This window comes from Nocardia sp. NPDC003999 (genome assembly GCF_053604885.1).
In genome coordinates, this window is record NZ_JBSGIB010000016.1 from 55,881 (window position 1) to 67,707 (window position 11,827).

The 11,827-nt window shown below is 68.5% G+C and carries 14 protein-coding genes; 8 read left to right on the top strand and 6 right to left on the bottom strand.

Annotated features, from left to right (window positions below):
• Positions 1-22: 22 nt before the first annotated feature.
• A complete protein-coding gene (locus tag ACWESM_RS26635; RefSeq protein WP_364433215.1) occupies positions 23-940 on the bottom strand; it encodes a sulfurtransferase in 918 nt (305 codons plus the stop codon).
• Between the two features lie 169 nt (positions 941-1,109).
• Between ACWESM_RS26635 and ACWESM_RS26640 the strand changes: the two genes are divergently transcribed.
• The gene (locus ACWESM_RS26640; protein WP_355073540.1) at positions 1,110-1,883 is read left to right on the top strand and encodes a helix-turn-helix transcriptional regulator; all 774 of its coding nucleotides are present in this window, start codon (positions 1,110-1,112) and stop codon (positions 1,881-1,883) included.
• On the opposite strand, the gene ACWESM_RS26645 is transcribed toward ACWESM_RS26640, so the two are convergent.
• From ACWESM_RS26645 to ACWESM_RS26655, 3 genes are all read right to left on the bottom strand, one after another.
• A complete protein-coding gene (locus ACWESM_RS26645; RefSeq protein WP_355073542.1) occupies positions 1,812-2,444 on the bottom strand; it encodes a nucleoside triphosphate pyrophosphatase in 633 nt (210 codons plus the stop codon). The genes ACWESM_RS26640 and ACWESM_RS26645 overlap by 72 nt on opposite strands.
• Positions 2,441-2,767, bottom strand: a complete 327-nt coding sequence (locus ACWESM_RS26650) for an acyl-CoA carboxylase subunit epsilon (protein ID WP_397280124.1) — start codon at positions 2,765-2,767, stop codon at positions 2,441-2,443. Before ACWESM_RS26650 ends, ACWESM_RS26645 begins: the two co-directional genes overlap by 4 nt.
• 203 nt (positions 2,768-2,970) lie before the next feature.
• Entirely contained in the window at positions 2,971-4,611 is a 1,641-nt protein-coding gene (locus tag ACWESM_RS26655; protein ID WP_355073546.1) for an acyl-CoA carboxylase subunit beta, read from the bottom strand.
• 205 nt (positions 4,612-4,816) lie between these two features.
• Between ACWESM_RS26655 and ACWESM_RS26660 the strand changes: the two genes are divergently transcribed.
• A complete protein-coding gene (locus ACWESM_RS26660) occupies positions 4,817-5,005 on the top strand; it encodes a hypothetical protein (RefSeq protein WP_364433205.1) in 189 nt (62 codons plus the stop codon).
• A 27-nt stretch (positions 5,006-5,032) separates the two neighbouring features.
• On the top strand, positions 5,033-5,836 hold the full coding sequence (locus ACWESM_RS26665; RefSeq protein ID WP_355073550.1) for a biotin--[acetyl-CoA-carboxylase] ligase: 804 nt from the start codon (positions 5,033-5,035) through the stop codon (positions 5,834-5,836).
• A gap of 18 nt (positions 5,837-5,854) precedes the next feature.
• On the opposite strand, the gene ACWESM_RS26670 is transcribed toward ACWESM_RS26665, so the two are convergent.
• Positions 5,855-6,808, bottom strand: a complete 954-nt coding sequence (locus ACWESM_RS26670; protein WP_355073552.1) for an acyl-ACP desaturase — start codon at positions 6,806-6,808, stop codon at positions 5,855-5,857.
• 160 nt (positions 6,809-6,968) lie between these two features.
• Between ACWESM_RS26670 and ACWESM_RS26675 the strand changes: the two genes are divergently transcribed.
• Genes ACWESM_RS26675 through ACWESM_RS26685 form a run of 3 tightly spaced genes read left to right on the top strand, consistent with a single transcriptional unit; the run spans position 6,969 to position 9,512 of the window.
• Positions 6,969-7,514, top strand: coding sequence for a PH domain-containing protein (locus ACWESM_RS26675; RefSeq protein WP_355073554.1), 546 nt, complete (start codon positions 6,969-6,971; stop codon positions 7,512-7,514).
• A gap of 17 nt (positions 7,515-7,531) precedes the next feature.
• Positions 7,532-8,209, top strand: a complete 678-nt coding sequence (locus ACWESM_RS26680; RefSeq protein WP_040865082.1) for a response regulator transcription factor — start codon at positions 7,532-7,534, stop codon at positions 8,207-8,209.
• A 1-nt stretch (position 8,210) separates the two neighbouring features.
• The gene (locus ACWESM_RS26685) at positions 8,211-9,512 is read left to right on the top strand and encodes a sensor histidine kinase (protein ID WP_355073558.1); all 1,302 of its coding nucleotides are present in this window, start codon (positions 8,211-8,213) and stop codon (positions 9,510-9,512) included.
• A 1-nt stretch (position 9,513) separates the two neighbouring features.
• Here the strand turns inward: ACWESM_RS26685 and ACWESM_RS26690 are convergent, their stop codons facing one another.
• Positions 9,514-10,053 (bottom strand): GtrA family protein, encoded by a 540-nt coding sequence (locus ACWESM_RS26690; protein WP_355073560.1) that lies wholly within the window; start codon positions 10,051-10,053, stop codon positions 9,514-9,516.
• A gap of 39 nt (positions 10,054-10,092) precedes the next feature.
• Here ACWESM_RS26690 and ACWESM_RS26695 point away from each other — a divergent pair, with 39 nt between their 5' ends.
• Positions 10,093-11,313: a 5-(carboxyamino)imidazole ribonucleotide synthase gene (locus ACWESM_RS26695; protein ID WP_397280130.1), complete on the top strand. Its 1,221-nt coding sequence runs from the start codon at positions 10,093-10,095 to the stop codon at positions 11,311-11,313.
• Positions 11,306-11,821, top strand: a complete 516-nt coding sequence (gene purE, locus ACWESM_RS26700) for a 5-(carboxyamino)imidazole ribonucleotide mutase (protein WP_195045335.1) — start codon at positions 11,306-11,308, stop codon at positions 11,819-11,821. Before ACWESM_RS26695 ends, purE begins: the two co-directional genes overlap by 8 nt.
• Positions 11,822-11,827: the final 6 nt, after the last annotated feature.

Consider the following 11,827-nt stretch of genomic DNA (forward strand, 5'->3'; position numbering starts at 1 on the left):
TGTGTTTGGGACCGCGCCCCGCCTACCTGCTCCGCGTGCGTCGCGACCCGCCGCGCGCGGGCGCCTCGCCGGGTTCTTCCCCCGTGGCGATCGGCATGCGCACCGAGTTGCCCCACTCGGTCCACGACCCGTCGTAGTTGCGTACGCCGTGGCGCCCGAGCAGGTAGGTCAGGACGAACCAGCTGTGAGCGGATCGCGCGCCGACTCGACTGTAGACGATCACCTCGTCCGCGCCTGCCAACGCGCGGTAGACGTCGTCGAGTTCGGTGCGGGAGCGGAAACGCCCGTCGGCGGTGAGCGCCTCGGACCACGGGATGTTCGACGCGCTGGGAATATGGCCGCCGCGCAATGCCGCGTCCTCGGGGTTGGCCGGTTGGAGCACATCCGCGCCGGAGTACTCCTCGGCCGAGCGCACGTCGAGCACCGGTTTGCCGAGGTGGGCGAGCACGTCCTCGCGGAAGGCTCGGAAGGTGCTGTCGTCCCTGCGCACAGCCGGATAGCCGCTGCGCACCGGGTAGTCGGGTTCGAAGGTCGTGTCGCGCCCTTCGGAGATCCACGCCGCGCGGCCGCCGTCGAGCAGGCGCACGTCCTCGTGCCCGAACAGGGTGAACACCCATGCCGCGTGCGCCGCCTGCGCGTTCCCGCGATCCCCGTAGATCACAACCGTGTCGTCACGATCTATACCTTTCGCGCGCATCAGTTCGGTGAATCGCGTTCCGTCGATATAGTCGCGCGTGACCGGATCGTTCAGATCGCTTCGCCAATCCAGTTTGGTGGCGCCCGGAACGTGCCCGATGTCGTAGAGCAGCGTGTCCTCGTTGGCCTCGATGATCTTGAGTCCCCGCGCGCCTATGTTTGCCGACAGCCACTCCGTGGTTACTAGTCGGTGTGGGTGTGCGTAGGAACCGAGCGAGGGATGAGGGTCCGGAGCGACGGGCACGGTGTTTGGGTCCTTCACGCATGGGTGGACGGTGGTGGCAGCGGTTCGAGGCCTCACAGCGATGGTAGGTGTGAGGCGACAGTGGCTCTCGTTTCAGATCACAAATCGGATGAGGGCCGAATAAAGGGCACCTACATCCGATAAAGTCTCCCGGGAGGAGGGGTGAGCTATGTCCGATTCTTGGCCGCGGCGGCGACTGCTCGCGATCCTACGTGGCGCCAGCGAGCCTCTCGACGCCCAGGAACTGGCCAGAATCACCGGACAGCACGTCACCACGGTCCGGTTCCATCTGGACGTGCTCACCAGGGAATCCCTCGTCCGGCAGTTCCAGCAGCCGCCGCGTGGCCGCGGGCGACCGCGCATCGGATACAGCGCGGTGCAGCGATCGGTGGGCTACCAGGATCTCGCCCAGGTGCTCGCCGACCAGCTCGGCCCGGATCCCCGGCGCAGGGCGGAGGCGGCGAATGCGGCGGGCCGCGCCTGGGGCAGCAGACTCGACGTCGGTGACCATCGGGTCGAGTCGCTGGAGGACGCCAAGGATCTCACGATGACGTTGATGTCGGAACTGGGTTTCGCGCCCGAGCGCGACTCTTCCCCGGAGAACGAGGGGAAGGTGCTGATCCGGATGACCGCGTGTCCGCTGCGCGAACTCGCGCGAACGCATTCCGAAGTGGTCTGCGGCGTGCACCTCGGGCTGCTCGAAGACGTCCTCCGCCGGGGCGGCGCGCAGGGGACCATCGACGTGCGGATGCATCCGTTCGTGGAGCCGGAGCTGTGCGTGGCCCGTCTGGAACTCATCGCGGCGCAGCGCGCCGAGGCCCAGGAGACCGCGAAGGTGCCCGGCGGTGACGCCGAGGCGTTCACCACGCCGTCAGGCCGTGTGGCCCCACAGCTGCGTAACGCCGATCCCAACATCGCCAAGCAGTCGGCGCAGCAGTGGTAGCCCGATGCCGATGACGCTGGACGGGTCGCCATCGATGCGGTCGACGAACCAGCCGCCGAGCCCGTCGAGGGTGAACGCGCCCGCCACCTGGAGCGGCTCGCCGGTCGCGATGTAGGCGTCCAGCTCGTCCGGCTCGGGCTTGGCGAAATGCACGGTGGTGCTGCTGCAGTCGACCGCTTCGGCGATGATCCCACCGTCCCGCATCCGCAGCACGCAGTGCCCGGTGACGAGATCGGCGCTGCGTCCGGCCATGTCGCCCCAGCGCGCGCGGGCGACCTCGGGGGTGTGCGGCTTGCCCTGCAACTCGCCGTCCACGAGCAGCATGGAATCACAGGCCACCACAACGCAGTCGGCGGCGAACTCCGGAACCGCGGTGGCGACGGCCGCCGCTTTGGCGCGCGCCAACTCCACCACGACCCCCTGCGGAGGGGTGCCCTCGGGGAGAGCGGCGGCCACCGCGTCCTCGTCCACGGCGGAGACCCGGACGATCGGGTCGATGCCCGCCGAGCGGAGCACCTCCCGGCGGGCCGGGGACGCGGAGGCCAGGATCAGCCGCGTCACCCGCGCAGGTGGGACAGCTGTGGGAAGGAGTACGGGGAGAACGGGGAAGCGCCGCGATGCATCAGCGTCGGGTGGCCCCACAGGTCGGGCGGGCCTGCGGGCCCGCCCGACGCGGCGCTGTTCGCGGCGGCGGACAGGACGCACACCAGTGCGGCGAGTTCCTCGTCGGTCGGCGAGCCCTTCACGACACGGAAGAACGGCTCCGGGGTGGCCTCTGCGGATTGCGCTGTCGCGGTCGAACCGGTGGACGCACCGGCCTCGTCTGCGATCGGGTCGACTGTGAGATCCAGTTCGACGGCGCTCAACACATCTTCTTCTGCCACGGTCGTCACAGTGCCAGGTCCTCTCTTCGCCCTTATCAGCGGAACTGATCAGGCTGTTCCCGTTTTCCGACAAGTTATGGATGAAGCAATCGTCCTCGGACGCACTCTTTGCTTCTCTGCAACAAGCCGGTACACGCCAGCGTAAGTGTTACCGAGGCCGATGCCCCACCCTTTGTGCGCGGCCTATCGAGGGTATCGCTCGATCACAGCGGGATGTTGCCGTGTTTCTTCGGCGGCAGGGTAACCATCTTGCGTTCGAGCAGTCGCAGCGCGGAGACGATCTGGCCGCGGGTGTGCGACGGCGGAATGACCGCGTCCACGTAGCCTCGCTCGGCGGCGACGTACGGGTTCACGAGCGTGTCCTCGTACTCGTTCTGGAGCTCGAGCCGCAGCGCATCGACGTCTCCGCCGTCTTTGGCGGCCTGCTGGAGCTGCTTGCGGTAGACGAAGCCGACGGCGCCCGAAGCGCCCATGACGGCGATCTGGGCGGTCGGCCAGGCGAGGTTCACATCGGCGCCCATGTGCTTGGAACCCATGACGTCGTAGGCGCCGCCGTAGGCCTTGCGTGTGATGATCGTGATTTTGCCCACAGTGGCCTCACCATAGGCGTAGAGCAGCTTCGCGCCGCGCCGGATGATGCCGTTGTACTCCTGCCCGGTGCCGGGCAGGAAGCCGGGCACGTCGACCAGGGTGATGATCGGGATGTTGAACGCGTCGCAGGTGCGCACGAAGCGCGCGGCCTTCTCCGAGGCGTCGATGTCCAGGCAGCCCGCGAACTGGGTGGGCTGGTTGGCCACGATGCCGACGCTGCGGCCGTCGATCCGGCCGAAGCCGACGATGATGTTCATCGCGCGCTCGGCCTGCACCTCGAGGAACTCGTCGTCGTCGAGCAGGCGACGGATCACGTCGTGCATGTCGTAGGGCTGGTTCGGCGAGTCCGGGATGATCGTGTCCAGCTCGAGGTCCTCGTCGGTGAGCGAGTCCTCGATCGCGCCGTCGATCGGGTCGGTGGCCGGGAAGCGCGGCGCCTCGGCCCGGTTGTTGCTCGGCAGGTAGGACAGCAGGTCCTTGACGTAGTCCAGGGCGTCCTGTTCGCCGGAGGCGACGTAGTGCGCCACACCGGACTTGGTCATGTGCGTGTGCGCGCCGCCCAGGTCCTCCATGGTGACGTCCTCGCCGGTGACGGTCTTGATGACGTCCGGGCCGGTGACGAACATCTGGCTGGTGCCGTCGACCATCACGACGAAGTCGGTCAGCGCGGGGGAGTACACGTGGCCACCGGCGGCCGGGCCCATGATCAGCGAGATCTGCGGGATCACGCCGGAGGCCTGGATGTTGCGGTGGAAGATCTCGCCGTAGAGACCGAGCGAGACCACGCCCTCCTGGATGCGCGCGCCAGCGCCCTCGTTGATGCCGATCAGGGGGCGGCCGGTCTTCAGGGCCAGATCCATCACCTTGACGATCTTCTCGCCGTAGACCTCGCCGAGGCTGCCGCCGAACACCGTGACGTCCTGGCTGAAGATGCACACATCGCGGCCGTCGATGGTGCCGTAACCGGTCACCACGCCGTCGCCGAGCGGGCGGTTGTGCTCCAGGCCGAAGTTCACGCTGCGGTGGCGGGCCAGGGCGTCGAGTTCGACGAAGGAGCCTTCGTCCAGCAGGGCGAGGATGCGCTCGCGGGCGGTCATCTTGCCCTTCGCGTGCACCTTGTCGACCGCGGCCTCACCCATCGGGTGCTTCGCCTCTTCCAGCCGATTCCGCAGGTCAGCCAGCTTCCCGGCGGTGGTGTGGATATCGGGGGAACCCGCGGGACCTGATGCGGGCTGCTGCTGGACACTCGTCATGGCATCGGAGTGTAACCAGTACCAGTGCGTCTCTCTAACCCAGACGGGGGCTACCGGCGAGTAGAAAACCGCAGCTAGATCAATTTTCGGACGCAAACTTCCTGGTCGGTAGCGACGTTGGGGAGGCGGAAAATGAGTATCGCCCACCGGTCGGGTCCGGATAGCCTGAGGGCGAAACATTTTCGGCTCAGGGGAGGAGCGCGTCATGTGGGAATGGGGTAGGACTTTCGCCGAATACGCTGCCGCCGCGGCGTGGACACGGACCACGGAGACGGCTCCGAAGTACGGCGAGCCCGAGTGCTGGACCGAGACCGCCGAGGGCGAGCCGGAGAACGACCGCGCGGGCATGGCGGCGCGCGACCCGCTCGTCTCCTGGTACGACCTGGCCGGGTAGCGCCCGCGCGGCGAGTAGCCTGCCGGTGTGCAGAGGCCACCGTTGGATGCAGAGCAGTTGCGGCGCAGTGCCGTCGACTCGCCGGAACTGTCGTTCTTCTCGCGGATCGACGTGGTCGAGTCGACCGGGTCCACGAACGCGGATCTGATCGCGCTGGCGGCCGATCCGGACGCCGACCACGTCGTTCTGCTGGCGGAAACCCAAGTGCAGGGCCGTGGCAGGCACGCGAGGACCTGGGTCAGCCCGCCCCGGGCGCAACTGGCGATGTCGGTGCTGGTGCGTCTGCCCGGGATCGGCCCCGCCTCGCTCGCCTGGCTGGCGCTGCTCACCGGCGTCGCCGTGGTCGACGCGCTGCGGACCACGGCGGGCGTCGCCGCGGAACTCAAGTGGCCCAACGACGTGCTGATCGACGGACGCAAGGTCGCGGGCATCCTGGCCGAGGTCGCGGCGAGCGGGGGCGGCGCGCCCGCCGTCGTGATCGGGCTCGGGCTCAACGTGAGCCTGACCGAAGAGGAACTGCCGGTGCCGCACGCCACGTCGCTGACCATCGCGGGTGCGCGGCAGACCGACCGCACGGTGCTCGTGCGGTCGCTGTTGACCGAGTTCGCCCGTCGCTTCACCGCGTGGCGCGACGCGGATTGGGCGACCGACGAACTGGCCGCCGCCTACCGCGAGCGGTGCGCCACCATCGGCACGGAGGTCCGCGCCGAACTACCCGGCGGCCGACAGCTCACCGGCATCGCCGAGGGCGTCGACGACTACGGCCGCCTGCTCATCGGTGGCGAAGCGGTGTCCGCGGGCGATGTCACGCATCTGCGCGCCCAGTACTGACCGCCTCTCCGGGCGGCCTCAGACGTGCTGGGCGACGTCGCGCGCGGCGTCCCGGGCGAGTGCGCGATCGCGCTGCTCCTCGAACTTGATCACGTCTTTGGCCAGCTGCTCCACGAACGTGCCCAGTTCGTCGCGCGCCTGCTCGCCGCGCGGCCCGAAGTCCGAGCGGTCGAAGACGTTCCACTGTTTGAGCACCGGCTCGATGACCTCTTCCAGGTGCTGGCGCAGGTCGTAGATGCCGTGCTTGGCCATCAGCACGCCGTAGCGGCGGAAGTTGGGCATCCCGGCGCCTGGCATCAGGAAGTTCGTGATGATCCTGGTGATCGCGGGCAGCGCCTGGTCGGGCACCAGGTCCAGCGCCGCGCCGCACAGGGAGCGATAGAAGATCATGTGCAGGTTCTCGTCGGCGGCGATGCGCTGGAGCAGGCGATCGGCGACGGCGTCGTTGCATGCCTTGCCGGTGTTGCGATGCGACACACGGGTGGCCAGTTCCTGGAAGGTGACGTAGGCGACGCTCGCCAGGAACCCGCCCCACCCGTCCGGCGATCGGACCCCGTTGCTCATGTGGATCATCCGGGCCTCCTCCAGGGCGACCGGATCGACGGCGCGGGTGACGACCAGGTAGTCCCGCATGGCGATGCCGTGGCGGTTCTCCTCGGCGGTCCAGCGGTCGACCCAGGTGCCCCACGGTCCGTCCTCGGAGAAGTTCTGCGCGATCTCCCGGTGGTAGGAGGGCAGGTTGTCCTCGGTGAGCAGGTTGGTGATCATCGCGACCCGGGCGACCTCACTGAGGTGCGATTGCTCCGGTTGCCAATCCACGCCGCCAAGGGCGGCGAAGTTGCGGCCCTGGCTCCACGGCACATAATCGTGCGGGTTCCAGTCTTTCGCCATGGACAGGTGCCGATTCAGGTTCTCTTCGGCGACGGGTTCGAGTTCGGCCAGGATCTGCAGCGGGGTCAGGTCTTTGGTCACGCGTTCCTCCACGGTCGGAATCGGCGATGATGGTGAGCCGGGCGTTGCGCGATACAGAGAGCCACTGCGCGGAAATGGTCACACGCAGGGTGCCGATTGTGCAGCATGACGCGCTGCGGTGTCAGCCGTTCGGGCATCTTGACGCGGTACTGTTCCTGACATGGGTTATCCCGAGGATGTGCTGGCGCCCGACGAACGGTTGCTGCTGCATCGCCACCCGCATTGGAAGATGCTCTTCTGGCCGATCGTGACGCTGATCGTCGCCACCGCTCTCGCGGGTTTCACGGGGGGACTCATTTCGCAGAAGGCCACGGGCACCACCGCCTCGGCGCTGCTCATCACGGTGCTCGTGGTGTATGTGGCGATTCTGCTATGGCGTTGCGCCGTACCGGTTATCAGCTGGAAGTCGACGCATTTCATCGTCACCGACCGGCGGGTGCTGGTGCGCCAGGGCGTCATCACCCACAGCGGCATCGACATCCCGATGAGCCGGATCTCCAGCGTGCAGTTCCGGCATGGGCTGTTCGATCGGTTGCTCGGCACCGGGACGTTGATCATCGAGTCGTCCTCCTCGGAGCCGCTGGAATACGACGACATCCCCGCGGTCCAGCAAGTGCATTCGTTGCTGTACCACCAGGTGTTCGAGGTCGAACGCCATCGGGACGGGCGCGACGAGCGCTGGGACGACCGCCGCAGCTACCGGTGAGCCCGTAGCCTGGGCGTATGACCGCTGTACTGCTGGCCGAGGACGACGATGCCATCGCGGCCCCGTTGTCGCGCGCGCTCGGCCGCGAGGGCTACTCGGTGACTGTCGAGAGTTTCGGCCCCGCCGTGCTGCAGCGGGCTCTGGAAGGCGGGCACGACCTGCTCATTCTCGATCTCGGCCTACCCGGCATGGACGGGCTGGAGGTCTGCCGTCAGGTGCGCGCCCGTGGCGCGGATCTGGCCGTGCTGATGCTCACCGCGCGCACCGACGAGGTGGATTTCGTGGTGGGGCTGGACGCGGGCGCCGACGACTACGTCGGCAAGCCGTTCCGGCTCGCCGAGTTGCTCGCCCGGGTGCGAGCGCTGTTGCGGCGCAGCGGAATCGGCGACGACACGGTCGAGGTGGGCGGCATCCGCCTGGAGCCGGCCGCCCGGCGCGTACTGGTCAACGGCGTCGAAATCGGTTTGGCCAACAAGGAATACGAGCTGCTCAAGGTGCTGATCGACCGGGCCGGTCAGGTGGTGGCGCGCGAGACCATCCTGCGCGAGGTGTGGGGCGACGCGGAGTTGCGCGGTTCCAAGACGTTGGACATGCACATGTCCTGGCTGCGCCGCAAGATCGGGGACGAGGGCCCCATGGCCGAGCGGCGCATCGTCACCGTCCGCGGTGTCGGATTCCGGCTGAACACCGACTGACGTGCGCCGCCGGATCTTGCGTTCCATGCTCACCGTGCTGACCCTCACCACGGTGGTGCTCGGCGTGCCGCTGATCTACACGGCGTGGTTGTGGGTGGAGGACATCACGCGCAACGACCTGCAGAACCGGCTGGACCGGATCGCGACGGAGATCATCGCGCAGGAACGCGACGGCACGGTGTCCGGCGAGCTGGACATCCGGTCGGTGGCGCCGTTGGTGCCGGAGAACGGCAGGCTCACCATCGTCTACCCGTCGCAGCGGGACAACGCCGTCCGCCGCGACGTGGGGGTGGCCGACGTGTCCGACCCGCTGGTCGAGTCGCTGTCGATGGGCAAGTCCGCTTCGCTGCGCCTGGAAGTGCCGTCCGCGCCGATGCACGCCATGCAGCGCCAGGCGGTCGCGGTGGTCGCGCTGGCGGTGCTCGCCTCGCTCGGCGCGGCGGTCTCGGTCGCGGTGGTCACCGCCCGGCGGGTGGCCGATCCGCTGCGGGACGTGGCGGCGCGCGCGGCCCGGCTGGCGATGGGGGATTTCCGGCCCGATCCGCGCAGGCACGGCATCGCGGAACTGGATCGCGTATCCGACGTGCTCGACTCGGCGACGGTGGAGATCGCCGGACGACTCCAGCGCGAACACGCCCTGGTGGCGGACGTCTCGCATCAGCTGCGCAGCAGGCTGACCGCCGTGCGGTTGCGCCTGGACGAGTTGTCCGCGCATGCCGACCCGGAGGTGGTGCACGAGGCCGAGGAGGCGATGGCTCAGGTCGACCGGCTCACCGATGCGATCGACGACCTGGTCCGCGCCTCCCGCGACGAGGACGCGGCCGACCGCGATCCGGTGCCCGTGATGGACGAACTGCGCGGTGTCGTCGCCGAATGGAAACACCCGTTCACCGAGGCGGGACGGTCGCTGACGCTCACCGGCGACGAGTCGTTGCGCGCCCCGATCACGGGTTCGCGGTTGCGTGAGGCGGTGACGGTGCTGGTGGACAACGCGCTCATGCACGGCGGCGGGACCTGCACGGTGTCGGTGCGCTCGGTGCGGCCGGGAGCCGATCGCGAGCCGCTGGTGTGTGTCGAGGTGGCCGACGAGGGCCACGGAGTGCGCGACGAGCTGGCGCCGCACATCTTCGACCGCGGTTTCTCCGCGGGCGGCTCCACCGGTGTCGGGCTGGCGCTCGCGCGGGCGCTGGTCGAAGCGGACGGCGGACGGCTGGAATTACAGCGGCGCAGGCCCGCGCTGTTCGCGGTGTTCCTCGGGTCGAAGGCCCGTCCGGCCAACTCGGTGGTGCCCGAGCCGAGGTGACTCAGCCGCGGCCGAGTTCCTCTTCCACGAGGTCGACGAATTCCGCTTCGAGTTCGCTCATTTCGTCGGGGAAGACCCAGCGGCGCATCGACCAGAAACGGAACGCCATCTGCAGCAGATTGCCGATGATGAACGCGCTGATGAAGTCGGCGACGTTCTCGACCGTGAAGCTCACGTTGGGCTGGCGCAGGTCGAAGACGTAGCTGGAAATCCACAGCGGGGTGAAGGCGAGGACGACGCCGACGCCGCTGACGGCGAAGAACAGCAGCGCTTCGTGATGACGTTCCCGCCCGCCGCGATTCTTGAACGACCATTCCCGGTTCAGGATGTAGGACGCGATCACGGCGATGACGCCGGAAATGATCTTGGCCGTGACCGGTTTCTCCGCGAGCACCGTCCACTTGAGTATGTAGAAGATGCCGCTGTCGATCACGAACGTGGTCGCGCCGACGATCGCGAACTTGATCAATTCCCGCTGCCGGTACGCGATATCTTGCAGCGGCTTGGGGAGGACGCTGACCACGTCGTCGACGAATGACACAAGACCGGAGTGTACCGGTAGCTGTCATTTGCGCCGGACATGACAATATTGTCCGACGTGAGCGCACGTTCCTTCGATCCTTCGGCCATGCCCACCGTCACCATGATCGGCGGCGGCCAGTTGGCGCGCATGACCCACCAGGCGGCGATCGCGCTGGGCCAGCGGCTGCGCGTGCTCGCCGAGAACCCCGAGGACCCGGCCGCCCAGGTCAGCCCCGAGGTGGTGCTCGGCAGCCATACCGACCTGACCGCACTGCGCAAAGCGGCGGTCGGCTCGCACGCGCTGACCTTCGACCACGAGCACGTGCCGACCGAGCACCTGGAGGCGCTGGTCGCCGAGGGCGTCAACGTGCAGCCGCCGCCGCGGGCGCTGGTCTACGCGCAGGACAAGTTGGCGATGCGCACCAAGCTGAGCGCGCTGGGGCTGCCCGTGCCCGCGTTCACGCCGGTGACCTCGGTCGAGGACGCGGTGCGCTTCGGCGACGAGCACGGCTGGCGGATCGTGCTGAAAGCGGTACGCGGCGGCTACGACGGGCGCGGCGTCTGGATGCCGGAGTCCGCCGACGCGGCCGCGGCGATCGTCGCCGACCAGCTCGCCGGCGGCGTCCAGCTGCTGGCGGAGGCGAAGATCGACCTGAAACGGGAGCTGTCGGCGATGGTGGCCCGTTCGCCGTTCGGGCAGGCGGCGACCTGGCCGGTGGTGGAGACCGTGCAGCGCAAAGGGCAGTGCGCGGTCGTCATCGCGCCTGCGCCCGAGCTGCCGGAGGACACGGCGGCCGCGGCGGAGACGATGGCGCTGAATCTCGCCAAGGAACTCGGCGTCGTCGGCGTCATGGCGGTGGAGCTGTTCGAGACCACCGACGGCGAGCTGCTGGTGAACGAGCTGGCCATGCGCCCGCACAACTCCGGGCACTGGGGCATGGACGGCGCCCGCACCGGGCAGTTCGAGCAGCATTTGCGCGCCGTGCTCGACTACCCGCTCGGCGACACCGCGCCGCTGGCTCCGGTGACCGTGATGGCGAACATTCTCGGCGCGCCGCAGGCCCCGGCGATGTCGATGGACGAGCGGCTGCACCACCTGTTCGCCAGGATCCCTGAGGCGAAGGTGCACCTGTACGGCAAGGGCGAGCGTCCCGACCGCAAGATCGGGCACGTCAACATCCTCGGCGACGACGTGGCCGAGGTCAGGGAGAAGGCCGAGCGGGCGGCGCACTGGATGTCGCACGCGATCTGGACCGACGGATGGGATCCGCATGAGTGAGGAACTGGCCATCGCCCCCGCGGTCGGCCTGATCATGGGCAGCGACTCGGACTGGCCGACGATGGAGGCCGCCGCGGAGGCGCTGGCCGAATTCGGGATCCGTTTCGAGGTGGGCGTCGTCTCGGCGCACCGCACGCCGCAGCGCATGCTCGACTACGCGCGTTCCGCGGCGGGGCGCGGGTTGAAGGTCATCATCGCCGGCGCGGGCGGCGCTGCCCACCTGCCCGGCATGGTCGCCTCGGCCACTCCGCTGCCGGTGATCGGCGTGCCGGTGCCGCTCAAATACCTCGACGGCATGGACTCGCTGCTGTCCATCGTCCAGATGCCCGCCGGCGTGCCGGTCGCCACCGTCTCCATCGGCGGCGCCCGCAACGCGGGCCTGCTCGCCGCCCGCATCCTCGCCGCCCACGACCCGTCCCTGCGCACCCGCATGGAACAGTTCCAGGCCGGGCTCGAGCAGATGGTGCTGGAAAAGGACGACGCGCTGCGCACCAAACTTCTGGGCTGAGCGACG

Coding starts and splice junctions, on each gene's coding strand:
- ACWESM_RS26640 (WP_355073540.1), top strand. CDS start 1,110: ATGTCCGATTCTTGGCCGCGGCGGCGACTGCTCGCGATCCTACGTGGC.
- ACWESM_RS26655 (WP_355073546.1), bottom strand. CDS start 4,611: ATGACGAGTGTCCAGCAGCAGCCCGCATCAGGTCCCGCGGGTTCCCCC.
- ACWESM_RS26660 (WP_364433205.1), top strand. CDS start 4,817: ATGTGGGAATGGGGTAGGACTTTCGCCGAATACGCTGCCGCCGCGGCG.
- ACWESM_RS26675 (WP_355073554.1), top strand. CDS start 6,969: ATGGGTTATCCCGAGGATGTGCTGGCGCCCGACGAACGGTTGCTGCTG.
- ACWESM_RS26680 (WP_040865082.1), top strand. CDS start 7,532: ATGACCGCTGTACTGCTGGCCGAGGACGACGATGCCATCGCGGCCCCG.
- ACWESM_RS26695 (WP_397280130.1), top strand. CDS start 10,093: ATGACAATATTGTCCGACGTGAGCGCACGTTCCTTCGATCCTTCGGCC.
- purE (WP_195045335.1), top strand. CDS start 11,306: ATGAGTGAGGAACTGGCCATCGCCCCCGCGGTCGGCCTGATCATGGGC.